This window comes from Pseudomonas vancouverensis (assembly GCF_004348895.1).
In the GTDB taxonomy this organism is placed as follows: domain Bacteria; phylum Pseudomonadota; class Gammaproteobacteria; order Pseudomonadales; family Pseudomonadaceae; genus Aquipseudomonas; species Aquipseudomonas vancouverensis.
The window spans coordinates 131,469-148,906 of record NZ_RRZK01000027.1 but is presented as its reverse complement, the minus strand read 5'-3'; the positions used below and the strand labels follow the sequence as shown (position 1 = coordinate 148,906).

The following is a 17,438-nucleotide window of genomic DNA, read 5'->3' as shown; positions in this document are numbered from 1 at the left end:
ACCGCGGCAGGGATGCCGCGGTAGCCGCCCCCGGCCATGGATGGCCGATGGCGGCGGGCCCACGGAGCAGGACCGGAGCGAGGGCATGCCGAGCCTAGGCGAGGCACCGAACGAAAGGGGCAAGAGCGCTTGGTTACTTGGCGCCGGGCGGCGTTCCGCTTCTCCAAGTGACCCGCTGTAAGAGCGGAACCGCCGGAGGCCGTTACCGCAGCAATGGATATGTACACCCAACAAAAAAAGCTCAGCACAAAACAATCGTCGGAACGCCGCCCGGAGCAAGCTCGCTCCCACAGGAGAGCCGGTTGCCAAGGAACTCAAACAGCAAAAAACCGATCAGCGAATAAAGTGAATCTTGCCGCTGTCATCATTGCCCATGTAGATCCCATAGACCCCAGCCTGCCGCTCCTCGATGTAACGCTCGAGAATCTGCCGGATGGCCGGGTAGTAGATGCTGTCCCAGGGAATGTCCTCAGGCGCGAAGAACTTGTAATCGAGGGTCTCCGGGCCGTATTGCCCGGTGATCTCCAGCGCGATGGCGCGGAAGATGATGTACACCTCGCTGATCTGCGGCACGCTGAAGATCGAATAGGGCGAGACGATTTCCGCGCGCACGCCGCTTTCTTCCCAGACTTCGCGCAAGGCTGCCTGTTCGGTGGTCTCGCCGCTCTCCATGAAACCGGCGGGCAGGGTCCAGGTGCCGGGGCGCGGGGGGATGGCGCGCTGGCACAACAGGTACTTGCCGTCCTGCTCGATGATGCAGCCGGCAATGATTTTCGGATTGATGTAGTGGATGTAGCCGCAACCGCGGCACATCAGGCGCTCGTGCGTATCGCCCGGCGGCACCTGCTGACCGAGGTCAGGGCTGCCGCATCGGGGGCAAAAGCTCGGGCTGAACATGTCAGCGACCGATGCGCGGTTCTTTCAGCGCGATGGGCTGGGTGATCTGCGGCGTGGCGCCGGTTTCTTCCTGCTTGCGCTTGAGGTAGTCCAGGGCCACGGCAGCGGCGGCACGTACGTGGTCGACGCAAGCCTGGTGGGCGGCCAGGGCGTCACCGCTCTTGATCGCTTCAACCATGCGTTCCATTTCCTGGTTGCTGGCGCCGCGACGGTTTTCCTGGGACACCGAGGTTGCCCGCAGGTAGCTGATACGCGCCTGCAACTGGCGCAGCTGGGTCGCCGCGACATGGTTGCCCGAGCCTTCGAGCAGCACGTCGTAGAAGCCCTGCACCGAGTCGATCACCTGTTGCAGCTCACCGTCCTTGAGCGCCTTGCGGTTCTCTTCGAGGGCTTTTTCCAGGGCCTTGATGTCCTTGGCCTTGGCGCGCAGGGTGAACAGCTGCACGATCAGCCCTTCGAGCACGCAACGCAGTTCGTAGATGTCGACGGCATCGGCCAGGGTGATGATCGCCACACGTGGACCCTTGGCATCGGCGAATTCCACCAGGCCTTCGGATTCCAGGTGACGCAAGGCTTCGCGCACCGACGTACGGCTGACGCCCAGGCGATCGCACAGGTCGCGTTCGACCAGTCGGTCGCCCGGCATGAGCTGAAAGTTCATGATGGCGCTTCGCAGTTTATCCAGCACGATTTCGCGCAGGGTGACCGGGTTGCGATTGACCTTGAAGCTGTCGTCGAGTGGCAGGCGTTTCATGGGGTCCGCTCTTTATGGTGGCTGTCCATGCCAGACGGGCATCAAAACAGCCGAGGGGTTAACTGGAGGCCTCGGCATCGGCTTCGGCGAAGGCTTCCCGGGCGAGCCGGAAGCTGTCGACGGCAGCGGGAACCCCGCAATATATGCCGACCTGAAGCAGAATTTCGCGTATTTGCTCACGACTCAAGCCGTTACGCAAGGCGCCGCGCACATGCAGCTTGAGTTCGTGGGGGCGGTTGAGCGCCGAGATCATCGCCAGGTTGATCATGCTGCGTTCCTTGAGGGACAAACCCTCGCGACCCCAGACATGGCCCCAGCAGTATTCGGTGACCATTTCCTGCAAGGGGCGGGTGAAGTCGTCGGCGTTTTCGATGGAGCGATTGACGTAGGCCTCGCCCAGCACCTGGGTGCGGATCTTCAGGCCTTTTTCGTACTTTTCGTTATTCACAATTCCTCCTTTCACCACGTCTCCAACTGTAGGAGCGAGCAGGCTCGCTCCTACAGTTGGAGACGTGTGAAGCTGTCAAGCCAGTGTGGGCAACGGCCCCAACTTACCCTTGTGATAGATCATCGGCGTCACCGGCTGCGCCGGCAGGATCAGGTTCTTCACCGCGCCGACGATGATCGCGTGATCGCCACCGTCATACTCGCGCCACAGTTCGCACTCGATGATCGCCGTGGCCTTGCCCAGGATCGGGTTGCCCAGTTCGCTCAGGTGCCACTCGATGCCTTTGGCCTTGTCCTTGCCTTTACCGGCGAAGGCATAGGCCTCGGCGGTCTGCTCGGCGGACAGCAGGTGAATCGCGAACTGCTTGCTGTCGCGCAGCACCGGGTAGGTGTCGGAGCCGTAGTTGGGGCAGAACAACACCAGCGCCGGGTCAATCGACAGCGCACTGAAGGCGCTGGCGGTGATGCCGACGATGGCGCCGTCCGGGTCGAGCGTAGTCACTACCGTGACGCCGGACGGGAAAGAACTCATCACGTCTTTGTAAATGCCGGGTTCGATCATCTCGCAGACTCCTAGCGCATCACGAAGGGATCAGGCATCGGTGCCTGGGACAGGTTGATCCACACCGTTTTCAGTTCGGTGTAGGCCAGTACCGAATCGATGCCGCTTTCGCGTCCGTAGCCGCTGTTCTTGAAGCCGCCGATCGGCGCCATGGCCGAGACCGCGCGGTAGGTGTTGACCCAGATGATCCCCGAACGCACGTCCCGGGCCAGGCGATGGGCGCGGCCGAGGTCGCGGGTCCAGATACCGGCGGCGAGGCCGAACTGCGAGTCGTTGGCGATCGCCAGCGCTTCGGCTTCGTCCTTGAAACGGATGACCGAGGCCACCGGACCGAAGACTTCTTCCTGCATGATCTTCATCGAGTTGCGGTCGCACTCGAACAGCGTCGGCTCGTAGAACCAGCCGTCACCGAGATCCGTCGGACGCTTGCCGCCGGTGCGCAAGCGCGCGCCCTCGGCGATGGCGTCGGCGACCAGGCCTTCAACCACCGCCAGTTGCTGCGCGGTGGCCATCGGGCCCATTTCGCTGTGGTCGTCCTGCGGGTTGCCGATACGGATGCGCTGGGCGCGCTCGACCAGCCGGTTGACGAACTCGTCGTAGATCTCGTCCTGCACCAACAGCCGCGAGCCGGACACGCAACTCTGCCCGGACGCCGCGTAGATCCCGGCAATGGCGCCGTTGATCGCGCTGTCGAGGTCGGCGTCGGCGAAGATGATGTTCGGCGACTTGCCGCCCAGTTCCAGGGACAGCTTGGCGAAGTTGTCGGCGCTGCTGCGCACCACATGCCGGGCTGTGGCCGCGCCGCCGGTGAAGGCGATCTTGCGGATCAGCGGATGGCGGGTGAGGGCGGCACCGGTGCTCGGGCCGTAACCGGTGACCACGTTGACCACGCCCGGTGGAATGCCGGCTTCGAGGGCCAGGCGCGCCAGTTCGAGGATGGTCGCCGAGGCGTGTTCGGACGGCTTGATCACGATGGTATTGCCCGCAGCAAGGGCCGGGGCGAGTTTGATCGCGGTCAGGTACAGCGGGCTGTTCCACGGAATGATCGCGGCGACCACACCCATGGCTTCGTGCACGGTGTAGGCAAACAGGTCGGGCTTGTCCAGCGGCAGGGTGCCGCCTTCGAGCTTGTCGGCCAGGCCTGCGGTGTAGTGGAAAAACTCCGGCAGGTAGCTGACCTGACCACGGGTTTCGCGGATCAGCTTGCCGTTGTCGCGGCTTTCCAGCTGCGCCAGTTGTTCCTTGTTCTCGGCGATCAGGTCACCGAGGCGGCGCAGCAGTTTGCCCCGCGCGGTGGCGGTCAGGCCACGCCAGGCCGGGCTGTCGAAAGCCGTTTGCGCAGCCTGCACGGCGCGCTCGACGTCGGCTTCAGCAGCGTCCGGCAGTTCTGCCCAGGCTTGCGCGGTGGCCGGGTTGAGGCTTTCGAAAGTCTTTCCGGAGAGGGCGTCGACCCATTCTCCGCCGATGCACATCTGGAAGCGGGCTTGTGTCATGCAACGATCCCCTTGATCTGGTTTTGTCGGGAGTGTGCGAATTCGAGAAATTCCAGCAGCGTCTGGTTGACCAGGCGCGGCGACTCTACCGGCATCATATGCCGTTGCTCGGGCAACACGGCAACCCGCGCACCGGGGATGCGTCGGGCCAGTTGCTCGGCCATTTCCGGGGTCGAACCCGGGTCGAGTTCACCGGTGGCGATCAGCGTCGGCGCCTGGATGCTGCCCAGGTCGTCGGCGCGGTACATGTCTTGGGTGGCGAACAGTTCGTAGGTGGTCAGGTAACCCTGCGGATCGTTGCCGGCCAGGGTCTGGCGGATCGCGGCGATCTGCGCCGGGTTGGCGGCCTGGTATTCGCGGCTGAACCAGCGTGACAGCGCCGCTTCGGCATTGGCATCGGGGCCGTGTTCGGCCGCCTGGGCGGTGCGGGCAATGACGCCGGCACGCTGTTCTTCACTGCGGTTGAACACGCTGTTCAATACCACCAGGCTTTGCAGGCGCTCCGGGTAGTGCAGGGCAAAGGCCCGTGCGACCAGGCCGCCCATGGAGAAACCGATCACCGCTGACTTGGGCAATTGCAGGTGATCGAGCAACTCGAGCAACTGGTCGGCATAACCGAGCAATGGTGTGCCGCTGTCCGGTCGCGGGCTGGCGCCGTGGCCCAGCATGTCGTAGGCGATGACGCGGTAGTTCGTGGCCAGGCCAACGATCTGGCCGCCCCACATTTCTTTGTTCAGGCCCACGCCGTGGATCAAGACCACGGGCTGGCCTTGGCCGGTCGCCAGGTAACTGGTGCCAGCCGGGGTGCGTTCAGCGGTGAGCCGAATCATGGAGCGCTCCTGCAATGCCTTTTTATTGTGGTTCTCTGGCCGGTTACTGGGCTTTTTCGGCCGCCAGTTCTTCCAGGTCGATGTAGCGGTTGCCGATGCGCGGGTGCAGGCGGCCACCGTCGGCGCAACCCAGGACGACGACGATTTCGTCGGCACGCGGAGCGTCTTCGATCTGCATTTCCAGGGTGATGTAGTGTGAACGCAGGCCTTCGTCGTCCTTGTGCATCATCGGGATCTGGATCGAAGTGCCCGGGCCGCCGCGCTTGTTGGTGAAGCTCAGGTAGCTCTTGGCCTTGACCGCCTCGCGGTAGTGGTTGCCGAAGCGCAGGGTGTGGATCACCGCCGAAGCGTGCTCGATCTCGCCGTCAGCGCCGACCACCGCCGCCTTGCCATAGGCTTCGATTTTCTCGGCGCCGCCGATGATGCCCACCAGGCGCTCTACCATCAGTGCGCCGAGGTCGGAGCAGTTGGCACGAATCTGTGGCTTGAGGTCTTCAACGAAACCGTTGCCCAACCAGGGGTTTTTCATGACCACGGCCAGACCGACCATGGTCACGGGCTTGTCGCTGGCTTTGCCGCCTTCGATAAAGGTTTCTTCGACATAGCTGACGATCTTGCGGATTTCGAAACTCATGAGCTGCTCCGTAGAAGTTTTGGGTGTCTGTGCGTCTGATGGTATACCATAATACCGATGACGCAAGTCCCTGAACGGAGTTTCTGCTCGGGTGGTAGGGATAATGAGAAATGCCCAGGCATGCGCAGGACTTGTGGGAGCGAGTTTGTCTCCCACAGGAAGTGTGTAGGGCAGAGACGGTGTTTTAGCGGGAGATCAGCCCATGATCCAGGGCGTATTTGACCAACGCCGCCGGCTTGTCGATGTTGAGCTTGCGGCGGATGCTCAAGCGATGGGTTTCCACGGTGCGCACACTGATGTCCAGTTCCCGGGCCATTTCCTTGTTGTTCAGGCCTTGGGCCATTTTCGCCAGCACCTGGCTTTCCCTTGGGGTCAGCTCGTTGTCGGTGTGCCTGTCGGCGATCAGCCGCTGGGCGATGTCGGCACTGTAGAAGGTGCCGCCGCTGGAAATGGCTTCGATGGCGGCAATGATTTCCCGGGACGGCGCATTCTTCAGCACATAGCCGCTGGCACCGGAACGCACCGACTCGCTGACGTACTCGTAATTGTCGTACATGCTCAACACCAGCACTTTGAGCGCAGGATACTGAGCACGCAGCACGCGGGTCAGCTCCAGGCCGTTGATGTCCGGCAGGCTGATGTCGACCAGCAGCAGGTCCGGCTGGCAGCGGCCGACCATTGCAATCGCATCGGCGCCGTTTTCCGCTTCGCCGACCATTTCCAGGGGCGACATCACGGCCAGCAACGCCTTGATGCCGTCGCGGACCAGGGAGTGATCGTCAACCAGCGCAATGCGGATCGGGTGGGGCAGGTTCATTGCAGGTCTTCACTCTTGTTGTGTTGGGCCGCTTTTAATACTTCGTAGCCGGTTTCATCGGCAGCAGGACGTCCAGTTCACTTCTGCCGGGCATCGAGACCAGTTCAAAACGGCCGCCGAAATGTTCGACGCGTTCGCGGATATTGCGCAGGCCGATCCCCGCCTGACGACGTTCGACTTCAGCGACGTTGAAGCCGATGCCGTCGTCGACCAGGGTCAGGCGTACCGATTGTCCGCAGCCGCGCAGGGTAATGGCAACGTTTTCCGCCCGGGCGTGGCGTTCGATGTTGGTCAGGCCTTCCTGGACGATGCGAAACAACGAGTCCGCCGCGCCATCGACCAGGTCGCAGTCGAACTCGTTGTCGTTATAGGTCACGCTCAAGCCGCTGCGTTGCTCGAACTCGGTGGCCAGCTGGACGATGGCCGCCGACAGGCCGAGGGTATCGAGCAAGGACGAGCGCAAGTCATGGGACAGGCTGCGCACTTCGCCGATGGCCTCACCCAGACGCGTAGTGGCGTCCCTCAGCGTGCTCAGGCCTTTATCCTGCGCCTGTGGGCTTTCCAGCAGGTGGCTGGCCAGTTCGAACTGGAACTTGATCGATACCAGCACCTGACTGATGCCGTCGTGCAACTCCCGGGACACCCTTGATCGTTCTTCCTCCTGCAGGCTGACGATACGCTGGGTCAGGCGTTGCAGTTTCTTGTCCGCCAGACGGTGCTCGCTGACGTTGAGGGTCATGCCCGTGGCGAAAACGAACAGCACCGCCACCAGGGCGACCACGGCAATCGCCAGCATGGTCTTGCGGATGCCCTGGGCGACTTCGGCGCGGGCCTGCTGGGTGGCGCGTTCGACGTCTTCCAGATAAATGCCGGTACCGAGCATCCAGCCCCAGCGGTCGAGCATCACCACGTAGGCGAGTTTGTCGGTCACCTGGCCGGAGGAGGGCTTGTTCCAGGCGTAGCGCTGGAAGCCTTCGCCCGATTGCGCGCTTTTGAGCAACGCCTGAATCACCGGCAGGCCGTGGGGGTCTTTCATGTCCCACAGGTACTGGCCGACCAGCTCGGACTGGCGTGCGTGCATCAGGCTGCGGCCATCACGGTCGTAGACGAAGAAGTAGCCATTGATGCCGAAGCTGAGTTTGCGCAGTTCTTCCAGCACCTGTTGCTGGGCATGGGCATCGCCACGCCCGTCGTCGTACAGCGGGGCGATCAGGCTTTGCGCCATTTCCACGTAGTTTTTCAACTCCGCGCGCTTGCTCGCCAGGATGCTGTCTTCGATCAGTTGCGCTTGCTGGTCGCCCAACTGCCGGTTGAGGGAAATCACCAGCGCACAGATGACCGCAATCGCCAGCACCAGCGGCAGAATCCCGAGGGCCACGATCTTGTGTTTGAGCTGCATGTTGATTCCTGCTTGCGCGAAGGTTGCGGATCATATGCCAAAGATACGTCGGGCCTGTAGCGCTGCTGGACGGAATGACGGATGGCGTCGATGGCATCCACCTGAAATGCAAATCCTTGTGGGAGCGAACTTGCTCCCACAAGGGAACTGCGCGATCTACGTAAAACTACGTAGACCTCACGTACGTAGTAACGCGGATTTATTTGTCGACGGCATGCGCAGATATTGGGCCAGCTCCGCAATGCGGACACAATTATAAAAATTACCGCCGCAGTCACTGACTGTCGGCAGGAGACACGCTATGCCCCGTCTGGCTAAACACCTCGCCTGGTTTGCCGTGGCTGTCCTGGGAGCGATTGCGCTGAGTGTCGTGGCCCTGCGCCGCGGCGAAGCGATCAACGCCCTGTGGATCGTAGTCGCAGCCGTCGCCATCTACCTCGTTGCCTACCGTTATTACAGCCTGTTCATCGCCAACAAGGTGATGCAACTGGACCCCAATCGCGCCACCCCCGCCGTGCTCAACAACGATGGTCTGGACTACGTGCCGACCAACAAGCACGTGCTGTTCGGTCACCACTTCGCGGCCATTGCCGGCGCCGGGCCGCTGGTCGGTCCGGTTTTGGCGGCGCAGATGGGCTACCTGCCCGGCACGCTGTGGCTGATCGCTGGCGTGGTCCTGGCCGGTGCCGTGCAGGACTTCATGGTCCTGTTCATGTCCACCCGCCGCAACGGTCGTTCCCTGGGCGACATGGTCCGCGAGGAAATGGGCCGCATCCCCGGCACCATCGCGCTGTTCGGCTGCTTCCTGATCATGATCATCATCCTCGCGGTGCTGGCGCTGATCGTGGTCAAGGCCCTGGCCGATAGCCCGTGGGGCATGTTCACGGTAATGGCGACCATCCCGATCGCGATGTTCATGGGCATCTACATGCGCTACATCCGTCCGGGTCGCATCGGCGAGATCTCGGTGATCGGCGTGGTGCTGCTGCTCGGTTCGATCTGGCTCGGCGGGCAGATTGCCGCGGATCCGGTGTGGGCCAAGGCCTTTACCTTTACCGGTGTGCAGATCACCTGGATGCTGATCGGCTACGGTTTTGTCGCCGCGGTGTTGCCGGTGTGGCTGATCCTGGCACCCCGTGACTACCTCTCCACCTTCCTCAAGATCGGCACCATCGTCGCCCTGGCCATCGGCATTCTGGTGACCATGCCCGAGCTGAAAATGCCGGCCCTGACCCAGTTCATCGACGGCACCGGCCCGGTGTGGAAAGGCGGCCTGTTTCCGTTCCTGTTCATCACCATCGCCTGCGGTGCGGTGTCCGGTTTCCACGCGCTGATCGCGTCGGGCACCACGCCCAAGCTGCTCGCCAGTGAGGGCCATGCCCGTTACATCGGTTACGGCGGCATGCTGATGGAGTCGTTCGTGGCGATCATGGCCATGGTCGCTGCCTCGGTGATCGACCCGGGCGTGTACTTCGCCATGAACAGCCCGGCCGCCGTGGTCGGCGCCGACGCCGTTGCCGTCGCGCAAACCGTCAGCAGCTGGGGATTTGCGATTACCCCGGACGCCCTGCAAGCGGTGGCCCACGACATCGGTGAAACCACCATCCTCGCCCGTGCCGGTGGTGCGCCGACCCTGGCGGTGGGTATCGCGCAGATCCTCCACCACGTCCTGCCGGGTGAGAACACCATGGCGTTCTGGTACCACTTTGCGATCCTGTTCGAAGCGCTGTTCATCCTGACCGCAGTCGACGCCGGTACCCGTGCCGGTCGCTTCATGCTCCAGGACTTGCTCGGCTCCTTCGTGCCGGCCCTGCGCCGCACCGAATCCTGGACCGCCAACCTGATCGCCACCGCCGGTTGTGTGGCGATGTGGGGTTACCTGTTGTACCAGGGCGTGATCGACCCGCTGGGTGGCATCAACACCTTGTGGCCGCTGTTCGGCATCTCCAACCAGATGCTCGCCGGTATCGCCCTGATGCTCGGCACCGTGGTGCTGATCAAGATGAAGCGCCAGCGCTACGTGTGGGTGACCCTGCTGCCGGCCGTGTGGCTGCTGATCTGCACCACCACCGCCGGTTTCATCAAGCTGTTCGACGCCAACCCGGCCATCGGTTTCCTGGCCCTGGCGAAGAAGTACAGCGATGCGTTGGCCAACGGTCAGGTGCTGGCCCCGGCCAAGGACATCACGCAGATGCAGCACGTGATCTTCAACGCCTACACCAACGCGACGTTGACCGCGCTCTTCCTGTTCGTGGTGTTCAGCATCCTGTTCTTCGCCCTCAAGGTCGGCATCGCCGCCTGGGGTACGAAGGAGCGCACGGATAAAGAAGCGCCGTTCCAGGCTGTGCCGAACGCGTAGGTTAGGAGGGCGCCATGTTCAATGACCTGAGTCGTCTCGGTAAGTACCTCGGTCAGGCCGCGCGCCTGATGGTCGGCATGCCCGACTACGACAACTACGTCGAGCACATGCAGAGCAAGCACCCGGACAAACCGCTGATGGATTACGAGGCGTTCTTCCGCGAGCGCCAGGAAGCGCGCTACGGCAGCAAGGCCGGACCGAAGTGTTGTTGAGACCATAAAAAACCCGGCCTGAGTGCCGGGTTTTTTTATCGCGGATCCATACCTGTACGGCGACTGTTACGCGGCACGGCGGTCCTTGTCTTCGACTGCAACTGTCACCGGAACGCTTTGGAACAGATCGTCGAAATGGCCCTGCGCGGCATTTCGTTGCAAGGCGTACCTTTCCAGCGCCTGGTCCGCCAACTTGGCTTTATGGATCAGGCGACACAGCACCGTGACGATGACAATCGACAACAGGGGCCAGATCAACATGGCTTTCAGGAGCATGGCGTCACCTCTGCGGGTAATCATTTCCAATAATACGCCGGCATCCCTCCAGCAAAATTCGCTGCATTGTCGCAGCCGTTCATGACAAAGCCGAGGCGGGGAGCCACGACTGCGTCACATTTGTAGCGGTTTGTGCGAGTTAAACCCATACAGAAATACACAAAAACGGCAACTGCCGTTGCCGTTCATATTGTCCGATACTGAGCTACTTGAATTTCACCAGTGTGAATGCAAAGGCTCCCCAGATAACAATGACGCATGTCAGTATGGCTTTGGCTTTTAGCAAACGCTTCAAGTTCGGCGGAAAGTTTCGAATATCATCTGGATCCATCTGACCTGTACGAATACCTGGTCCTGGCCACATTACCACTCCTGTAATCTTGGCAATCAGCATCTGCCGTCCCAGCCATCCTTGATTTCGCAGACCCACTGCCAAAACAACATGCCGACTTTTTTCCAAAGCCCCCAAAATCGCATCCAAATGGCGATTTAGATAAAAGCTGTAGGCGAAGCTCAGGAGAATCAAAATAAATGGCCCACCGACAAAAGCGATGGCAGCCCAAGGAGGCCAAGAGTCAATCACTGCAGTCTAATCTCGTACAGTTTCTCTCCTAAAAACTCTCCTGCCACACCTCCCGCAACTGAGCCTCCCAACGCGCCGGTCCCTACAACACCTGCAATACAAACAACTCCCCCAATCCCTGTAGTAAATCCTAGAAATAAGCAAATGGGGCCACTGGCCAAATAAGCTAACTCTCCTCCCGCGTAGCCTCCTAGGGTCGACAAGGCAAATTTCCCCCCTTCGGTAAACTTTATTTTCTCGCACGCAGTTCCAGAGTCACCAACACAAACCTCCTGAATGGCCAGCAGCGAAGAAACCCCGCCAATACCAATGCCAATATAACCACCGCCACTCATGTACTTCGCCGCCCGACTGGTTGCTTCTACGTGAGTCGCATAACCCGGTATCTGCCCCGGCGCACCCGCCTTGTCCCAGCGATGCACCAGACTGCGAGTGGAAATACCGAGGGCCATCTTTAGCTTGGAGTATTCATCCATCCTGGAGTCTGAATTTCACTAGCAGAGATGCAACCAACAGCCAAACACCGCTACCAACCAACATCACTGCTTTGATTTTCAGAAGACGCTTCAGGTGCGGAGGGAAGTTTTTAAGATCCACGGGGTCCAGCTCACCAATCCGGATTGATGCTTTTGGCATCATCACCATCCCGGCGATTTTTGCTACCAGCATTAGGCACCCAAACCATCCCTGATTCCGCAGTCCTGGCCCCCAGATGTAGATATAACGACTGTTTTTCAGGGCTTCCATCATGGCATCCAGATGACGGCCCAAATAAAGGGAGTACGCGATACCCGCGACTCCTAATAGCAGTGGCCCGCCATTGAACAAAAGAATCGCCCAGACAGGCCAATTGCTGGTCAAGGCTGAGCAGCCTCATAGAGTGTCTCGCCGATGACCTCTCCAGTTGAGCACCTCTGGTTGTACCCACCCAGGCACTCACACCTATGACAGCAGTGGCGCAGGTAACATGCCAATTCCTGTAAAGACTCCAAGTACCAGACAGATTGTTCCGTCACATTGAGTTATCTAACTTTCAGTAGTACGTAGGTAATCGCCATCCAACTTAGGGTAGTGATCGTCATGACTACGTTAATCATCAGAAAACGCTTCAAGTGGGGTGGAAAATTTCCGATATCGACAGGATCCACGTCACCCATGCGAATGTACGCAGCCGGTCGCAATACCATCCCAGCAATTTTAGTGATAAGTACAAAGCCTCCAAACCAGCCTTGGCCCCTCCATGCCAGCCCCCGAACATACATGTAGCGGCTGTTTTTCAAGGCATCCATCATCGCATCTAGATGATGGCGGCTAAGGTAAAAGCAATATGCGATGTTCACTATCCCCAGGAATATTGGGCCAGCCAAAAGCCAGAATGCTAGCCAGGACCTCCAAAACTCCCCCGAGATCATGGCAAGGTTTTCTCGTAGAATACTTCTCCGACTCCTTCGCCCCCCAGACTCCCAATTTCTGCTCCCACCCATGCAGTCGTACCAACTATTGCCGCACTGCAAATAACACTACCTATCCCAGTGGTAACTCCAAGCGCGAGACAAATGGAGCCACTGATCAAAGGCGCTCCCACGCCGCCCACGATCCCACCAACGGTAGACCCAACAAATTTACCCCCTTCAGTAAATTTGATTTTCTTGCAGGCGTCTTCCGACCCACCATTACAAACTTCCTGAATATTTAACAACGATGACACTCCGCCAATCCCAATCCCAATATACCCCCCCGCCTGCATATACTTCGCCGCCCGACTGGTTGCTTCTACGTGAGTCGTATATCCCGGTATCTGCCCCGGCGCACCCGCCTTGTCCCAGCGGTGCACCAAACTACGAGTGGAAATACCAAGCGCCGTCTTCAACTTGGGATGATCGCCCAATGTCGTGTAGCCACGCAGGCGAGTGGAGTTCAGCAGGTGGGCATCCAGTTGCGCGAGCAGGCGCTGGCGATCGGCGAAGAACTGCGGTGAGCGCAGGTGACCGTGCTGGCGGTAGGTATCCTGATGCAGACGTTCCATGGCTTGCAGGGTGTCGCGCAGGCTGGCGAGGTGTTTTTCCATGATCACCGCGCTCACGCCAAGCCAGGTCGAGGTCTCACCGGTAAAACTGGCGATTTCAGCGGCGTGGCGGTGCATGAATTCGGCTTCGGATGGTGTCAGGGGATCGAGAGCTGCCCTGACCTGTTGCGCCGCCTGCATTAACTGGGCTTCCTGGTAGGTGCAGGAGGTGTTGTGCGGATCGCTCAATACGATCAGCGAGCCGGCCTTGAAATCACTTTGCTCAGGATTGAGCGCTCGAAACTTGCGCATCACGGCGGCATCGGGTGTGGTGAATAGCGTCGCCTCGAGGGCCTGGCGGGTCATGCTGTTGGGCACCACATAAAAACCGGGTTCTTGAGGCTCCATGCGGGTGAATACGGGCGGTACGGGCGGCGTCGAAGGGGTGAAAGCGGAATGTCGAGGTGCGGCCGGTTGGCTGGTTGCAGCATTGGAAAGCGGTTGTACGGCGACCCGGGCCGTGGGCGGCGCGGCGTTGGCGCTTTGATAGGTGGCCGTGAACACCGAGGGGATCAGGCGTGCCCGGCAGGGACAACCGCTCAGGCTGTCCAGCGTGCCTGCCATTGCTTTGCCATGACTGATCATGTACGAGATGCCACCAATAATCCGGTAAGTCTCGCCGTCCTCACCACAGGTCACCCGATCACCTTCACGGGCATGGAGGATGCCGTACATGTTGATTCCGCTATGGCCATCCAGGACCGTACCGCCACAAGTGGTTTTGTCATGCAGGCCAATGAAATGTCCTTCGTTCATTGATGTTCCTCCTGCTGGACGGGCGGCAGAAAATCCTCGGCCATCGGCACGCCTTCACGCCCCACCAATAAAACCCCGCTTTGCAATGTGTTGATGATCTCGTCGCCATTGCACAGACGACTGCCGACGAGCGCTATATCACTGTTTTCTGTTCCCGCTCCCGTCACGATCTGCGCCGTACGGCCATCGGCGTACACGACCACGTCACCGATCTGAGCCACACGCACTTTCCTGCCACTTTCAAGCGTGTACTCCAGCGCTGACGTTGCTTGCTGGACGATCCCGCCATCACGGTTTTGACTGCCTTCGGTTGCCAACCGGTAAATGGCTCGAGCGGGATGAGCTTCCATGAATGCCTGTTGCTGGCGAACAACTGCCAGAGCCTGGTCAGAAAACCGCGCTAGCTGCTCGTCAGTGAAGCAGGGGGCATCAAGACTGCGGAGAGATTCAGCGGAGGCTGCGTTGGTGTACGAGGGGGGCAGAGATGCATTCATCTTCAACGTCCTTATTGTCATCGATTTGAGTTGCCGTTCCTCTCCTCTTGGAAAGAGCGCAGAGGGAACATTGGGCGACGACGAATAAAACGGTGGAACGCGTATTGGAAGCAATCCAATGGTCGAGCAAAAAGAACGAATAGGAATTTTCGCAAAAACAAACGGCGCGTTTCCTACAAGGATGTTGCACAAACCCGGTGAAAACGCGCTGAAGCCACCTCGACAAACACCCTCGATGTGTTCGATTGACTGCGGTTGCCACCACGTGTGCTCCGGTTCATGGAAGTATCGCTGGCTTGCTTGGGGATTTGCGCTGTTTATCAGCTATCTCGCCCATTGAAGCGACAGTTTGACCGAGCGGTACTTTAATGGAGGGTCTGGAGCGTCTGACCACGAGGTCGTCATAGCCTTCAGGCTATGGATCCCATGCCCAAAAGCTATTTCATTAATCGGCGGACCGGATCCACGCTCAAGGGTGGTTAGCTGAAAATAAAATCAAGAGGAGATGCCATGTCAACTGAATCGAAATGCCCGTTCAATCACGCCGCTGGCGGTGGCACGACGAACCGCGACTGGTGGCCGAACCAACTGAATTTGAAGATCTTGAGCCAGCATTCGCCCAAGTCTGACCCGTTGGGGGGCGACTTCAACTACGCAGAAGCGTTCAAGAGCCTGGACTTCCAGGCCCTGAAAAATGATCTGACGGCACTGATGACCGACTCCCAGGATTGGTGGCCGGCGGACTTCGGCCACTATGGTCCTCTCTTCATTCGCATGGCATGGCACAGTGCAGGCACCTACCGCACCGGCGATGGCCGCGGCGGTGCAGGCTCGGGTCAACAGCGCTTTGCCCCCCTCAACAGCTGGCCGGACAACGTCAGCCTCGACAAGGCCCGTCGGCTGCTGTGGCCGATCAAGCAAAAGTACGGCAACAAAATTTCCTGGGCTGACCTGATCGTGCTGACCGGTAACGTCGCCCTTGAGTCCATGGGCTTCAAGACCTTCGGTTTCTCCGGTGGCCGCCCGGATGTCTGGGAGCCGGACGAAGACGTGTACTGGGGTTCGGAAAACAAATGGCTGGGCGGTGATTCGCGTTACGGCAAAAGTGAGGAAAAACCGGTACAGAAGCCCGGCGACGTGCCGCTGGTGGCTGAACCTGGGCGTAACGAAGAAAGCCGTACCGACAATGGACGCAATCTGGAAAACCCGCTGGCCGCCGTGCAGATGGGCCTGATCTACGTCAACCCGGAAGGCCCGGAAGGCGAGCCTGATCCGGTGGCGTCCGCCCTGGACATCCGCGAAACCTTTGGCCGCATGGCCATGAACGACGAGGAAACCGTGGCCCTGATCGCCGGCGGCCACGCCTTCGGCAAGACCCACGGCGCCGGCCCTGCGGACAATGTCGGGCCGGAACCCGAGGCCGCCGGTCTGGAACTGCAAGGCCTGGGCTGGAAAAACAGCTTCGGCACCGGCAAGGGCGCCGACACCATCACCAGCGGCCTGGAAGTGACCTGGACCACCACGCCCACCAAATGGAGCAACAACTACCTGGAAAACCTGTTCGGTTTCGACTGGGAACTGACCAAGAGCCCGGCCGGTGCGCACCAGTGGAAGCCGAAAAATGGCGCCGGTGCGGGTACCATTCCGGATGCTCACGACCCGTCGAAACGCCGCGATCCGACCATGCTGACCTCGGACCTGGCGCTGCGTTTCGATCCGATCTACGAGCCGATTGCCCGGCGCTTCCTGGCCAATCCCGATCAACTGGCCGATGCCTTCGCTCGGGCCTGGTACAAGCTGATCCACCGTGACATGGGACCACTGTCGCGCTATCTCGGCCCGGAAATGCCGGCTGAAGAATTGCTCTGGCAAGACCCAATTCCCGAAGCCAACCATCCGCTGGTCAACGACAGCGACGTCGCCGGTCTCAAAAGCAAGATTGCCGCCTCGGGCCTGTCGGTGTCGCAGCTGGTGTCGACCGCCTGGGCTGCGGCTTCGACCTTCCGTGGCTCCGACAAGCGCGGTGGCGCCAATGGCGGACGGCTGCGTCTGGCACCACAAAAATCCTGGGCCGCCAACCAGCCGGAGCAACTGGCCAAGGTGCTGGCGAAACTCGAAGCAATCCAGGGCGAGTTCAATGGCGCGCAGAGTGGCGGCAAGAAGGTTTCCCTGGCCGACCTGATCGTGCTCGCCGGCAGTGTGGGTGTCGAAACCGCGGCGAAAAACGCCGGCCACAGCGTGACGGTACCGTTCACGCCGGGGCGTATGGACGCCAGCCAGGAGCAGACTGACGTCGACTCCTTCGGTTTCCTTGAGCCGATTGCCGACGGCTTCCGCAATTACCTGAAACACCAGTACCGCGTTCCGGCTGAATCCCTGTTGATCGACAAGGCGCAACTGCTGACCCTCACGGCACCGGAGATGACCGTACTGCTGGGCGGCCTGCGCGTGCTGAACAGCAATGTCGGGCAGTCGAAACACGGTGTATTCACTCAGCGGCCGGAAGCACTGACCAACGACTTCTTCACCAACCTGCTCGACATGGGCGTGGAGTGGAAGCCGGTGTCCGATGCCCAACAGGAGTTCGAAGGGCGTGATCGCAAGACTGGCGCGGTGAAGTGGACGGGGACCCGGGTCGACCTGGTCTTTGGCTCGAACGCGCAGTTGCGTGCGTTGGCCGAAGTCTATGCGAGCGCTGATTCGCAGCAGAAATTCGTCAAGGATTTTGTGGCGGCGTGGACAAAAGTGATGAATCTGGATCGCTTTGATCTGAAGTAATCAAATGGCGTGAAACCAGCCGCGACCTGAACGGGATCAGGTCGCGGCTTTTTTTATCCGCCATCACCGGTCACCCCTGTGA

Annotated in this window: 18 protein-coding genes; 3 read left to right on the top strand and 15 right to left on the bottom strand. The window is 60.1% G+C overall.

Annotated elements, in window-relative coordinates; translation table 11 throughout:
- Positions 1-333 precede the first annotated feature (333 nt).
- The 9 genes from EIY72_RS19070 to EIY72_RS19030 form a co-directional block, all read right to left on the bottom strand.
- A complete protein-coding gene (locus tag EIY72_RS19070; protein ID WP_093223430.1) occupies positions 334-897 on the bottom strand; it encodes an NUDIX hydrolase in 564 nt (187 codons plus the stop codon).
- Between the two features lies 1 nt (position 898).
- Positions 899-1,651 carry a GntR family transcriptional regulator gene (locus EIY72_RS19065; protein ID WP_093223427.1) on the bottom strand — a complete coding sequence of 251 codons (753 nt, stop codon included), beginning with the start codon at positions 1,649-1,651 and terminating at the stop codon, positions 899-901.
- A 58-nt stretch (positions 1,652-1,709) separates the two neighbouring features.
- Positions 1,710-2,099 carry a carboxymuconolactone decarboxylase family protein gene (locus tag EIY72_RS19060; protein ID WP_007991919.1) on the bottom strand — a complete coding sequence of 130 codons (390 nt, stop codon included), beginning with the start codon at positions 2,097-2,099 and terminating at the stop codon, positions 1,710-1,712.
- 75 nt (positions 2,100-2,174) lie between these two features.
- On the bottom strand, positions 2,175-2,660 hold the full coding sequence (locus EIY72_RS19055) for a flavin reductase family protein (RefSeq protein ID WP_093223424.1): 486 nt from the start codon (positions 2,658-2,660) through the stop codon (positions 2,175-2,177).
- Between the two features lie 11 nt (positions 2,661-2,671).
- A complete protein-coding gene (locus EIY72_RS19050) occupies positions 2,672-4,153 on the bottom strand; it encodes an aldehyde dehydrogenase (RefSeq protein ID WP_093223421.1) in 1,482 nt (493 codons plus the stop codon).
- The gene (locus EIY72_RS19045) at positions 4,150-4,983 is read right to left on the bottom strand and encodes an alpha/beta fold hydrolase (RefSeq protein WP_093223418.1); all 834 of its coding nucleotides are present in this window, start codon (positions 4,981-4,983) and stop codon (positions 4,150-4,152) included. Before EIY72_RS19045 ends, EIY72_RS19050 begins: the two co-directional genes overlap by 4 nt.
- A 43-nt stretch (positions 4,984-5,026) precedes the next feature.
- The gene (locus EIY72_RS19040) at positions 5,027-5,617 is read right to left on the bottom strand and encodes an amino acid synthesis family protein (protein ID WP_093223415.1); all 591 of its coding nucleotides are present in this window, start codon (positions 5,615-5,617) and stop codon (positions 5,027-5,029) included.
- A 184-nt stretch (positions 5,618-5,801) separates the two neighbouring features.
- The gene (locus EIY72_RS19035) at positions 5,802-6,434 is read right to left on the bottom strand and encodes a response regulator (RefSeq protein ID WP_093223412.1); all 633 of its coding nucleotides are present in this window, start codon (positions 6,432-6,434) and stop codon (positions 5,802-5,804) included.
- 34 nt (positions 6,435-6,468) lie between these two features.
- Positions 6,469-7,833 carry a cache domain-containing protein gene (locus EIY72_RS19030; protein WP_093223409.1) on the bottom strand — a complete coding sequence of 455 codons (1,365 nt, stop codon included), beginning with the start codon at positions 7,831-7,833 and terminating at the stop codon, positions 6,469-6,471.
- A gap of 301 nt (positions 7,834-8,134) precedes the next feature.
- Between EIY72_RS19030 and EIY72_RS19025 the strand changes: the two genes are divergently transcribed.
- Together EIY72_RS19025 and EIY72_RS19020 are read left to right on the top strand one after the other, a co-directional pair.
- Positions 8,135-10,192, top strand: coding sequence for a carbon starvation CstA family protein (locus EIY72_RS19025; protein ID WP_093223406.1), 2,058 nt, complete (start codon positions 8,135-8,137; stop codon positions 10,190-10,192).
- 14 nt (positions 10,193-10,206) lie between these two features.
- A complete protein-coding gene (locus EIY72_RS19020; RefSeq protein WP_093223403.1) occupies positions 10,207-10,404 on the top strand; it encodes a YbdD/YjiX family protein in 198 nt (65 codons plus the stop codon).
- A 66-nt stretch (positions 10,405-10,470) separates the two neighbouring features.
- Here the strand turns inward: EIY72_RS19020 and EIY72_RS19015 are convergent, their stop codons facing one another.
- The 6 genes from EIY72_RS19015 to EIY72_RS18985 form a co-directional block, all read right to left on the bottom strand.
- Positions 10,471-10,680 (bottom strand): hypothetical protein, encoded by a 210-nt coding sequence (locus EIY72_RS19015; RefSeq protein ID WP_093223400.1) that lies wholly within the window; start codon positions 10,678-10,680, stop codon positions 10,471-10,473.
- Positions 10,681-10,885: 205 nt separating this feature from the next.
- On the bottom strand, positions 10,886-11,263 hold the full coding sequence (locus tag EIY72_RS19010) for a hypothetical protein (protein WP_093223397.1): 378 nt from the start codon (positions 11,261-11,263) through the stop codon (positions 10,886-10,888).
- Positions 11,260-11,739 carry a hypothetical protein gene (locus EIY72_RS19005; protein WP_197678843.1) on the bottom strand — a complete coding sequence of 160 codons (480 nt, stop codon included), beginning with the start codon at positions 11,737-11,739 and terminating at the stop codon, positions 11,260-11,262. Before EIY72_RS19005 ends, EIY72_RS19010 begins: the two co-directional genes overlap by 4 nt.
- Positions 11,732-12,010 carry a hypothetical protein gene (locus EIY72_RS19000; RefSeq protein WP_341800090.1) on the bottom strand — a complete coding sequence of 93 codons (279 nt, stop codon included), beginning with the start codon at positions 12,008-12,010 and terminating at the stop codon, positions 11,732-11,734. The genes EIY72_RS19005 and EIY72_RS19000 overlap by 8 nt, the downstream gene beginning before the upstream one ends.
- A 661-nt stretch (positions 12,011-12,671) precedes the next feature.
- The gene (locus EIY72_RS18990) at positions 12,672-14,084 is read right to left on the bottom strand and encodes a PAAR domain-containing protein (protein ID WP_132680161.1); all 1,413 of its coding nucleotides are present in this window, start codon (positions 14,082-14,084) and stop codon (positions 12,672-12,674) included.
- Complete coding sequence (locus EIY72_RS18985; protein ID WP_132680160.1) at positions 14,081-14,578, bottom strand: hypothetical protein; 498 nt, start codon at positions 14,576-14,578, stop codon at positions 14,081-14,083. The genes EIY72_RS18990 and EIY72_RS18985 overlap by 4 nt, the downstream gene beginning before the upstream one ends.
- A 510-nt stretch (positions 14,579-15,088) precedes the next feature.
- Between EIY72_RS18985 and katG the strand changes: the two genes are divergently transcribed.
- Positions 15,089-17,356: a catalase/peroxidase HPI gene (katG, locus tag EIY72_RS18980; RefSeq protein ID WP_093223389.1), complete on the top strand. Its 2,268-nt coding sequence runs from the start codon at positions 15,089-15,091 to the stop codon at positions 17,354-17,356.
- The last annotated feature ends 82 nt before the right edge of the window (positions 17,357-17,438 follow it).

Coding starts and splice junctions, on each gene's coding strand:
- EIY72_RS19055 (WP_093223424.1), bottom strand. CDS start 2,660: ATGATCGAACCCGGCATTTACAAAGACGTGATGAGTTCTTTCCCGTCC.
- EIY72_RS18990 (WP_132680161.1), bottom strand. CDS start 14,084: ATGAACGAAGGACATTTCATTGGCCTGCATGACAAAACCACTTGTGGC.
- EIY72_RS19065 (WP_093223427.1), bottom strand. CDS start 1,651: ATGAAACGCCTGCCACTCGACGACAGCTTCAAGGTCAATCGCAACCCG.
- EIY72_RS19030 (WP_093223409.1), bottom strand. CDS start 7,833: ATGCAGCTCAAACACAAGATCGTGGCCCTCGGGATTCTGCCGCTGGTG.
- EIY72_RS19035 (WP_093223412.1), bottom strand. CDS start 6,434: ATGAACCTGCCCCACCCGATCCGCATTGCGCTGGTTGACGATCACTCC.
- EIY72_RS19040 (WP_093223415.1), bottom strand. CDS start 5,617: ATGAGTTTCGAAATCCGCAAGATCGTCAGCTATGTCGAAGAAACCTTT.
- EIY72_RS19045 (WP_093223418.1), bottom strand. CDS start 4,983: ATGATTCGGCTCACCGCTGAACGCACCCCGGCTGGCACCAGTTACCTG.
- EIY72_RS19015 (WP_093223400.1), bottom strand. CDS start 10,680: ATGCTCCTGAAAGCCATGTTGATCTGGCCCCTGTTGTCGATTGTCATC.
- EIY72_RS19025 (WP_093223406.1), top strand. CDS start 8,135: ATGCCCCGTCTGGCTAAACACCTCGCCTGGTTTGCCGTGGCTGTCCTG.
- EIY72_RS19070 (WP_093223430.1), bottom strand. CDS start 897: ATGTTCAGCCCGAGCTTTTGCCCCCGATGCGGCAGCCCTGACCTCGGT.
- katG (WP_093223389.1), top strand. CDS start 15,089: ATGTCAACTGAATCGAAATGCCCGTTCAATCACGCCGCTGGCGGTGGC.
- EIY72_RS19020 (WP_093223403.1), top strand. CDS start 10,207: ATGTTCAATGACCTGAGTCGTCTCGGTAAGTACCTCGGTCAGGCCGCG.
- EIY72_RS19050 (WP_093223421.1), bottom strand. CDS start 4,153: ATGACACAAGCCCGCTTCCAGATGTGCATCGGCGGAGAATGGGTCGAC.
- EIY72_RS19005 (WP_197678843.1), bottom strand. CDS start 11,739: ATGGATGAATACTCCAAGCTAAAGATGGCCCTCGGTATTTCCACTCGC.
- EIY72_RS18985 (WP_132680160.1), bottom strand. CDS start 14,578: ATGAATGCATCTCTGCCCCCCTCGTACACCAACGCAGCCTCCGCTGAA.
- EIY72_RS19000 (WP_341800090.1), bottom strand. CDS start 12,010: ATGGAAGCCCTGAAAAACAGTCGTTATATCTACATCTGGGGGCCAGGA.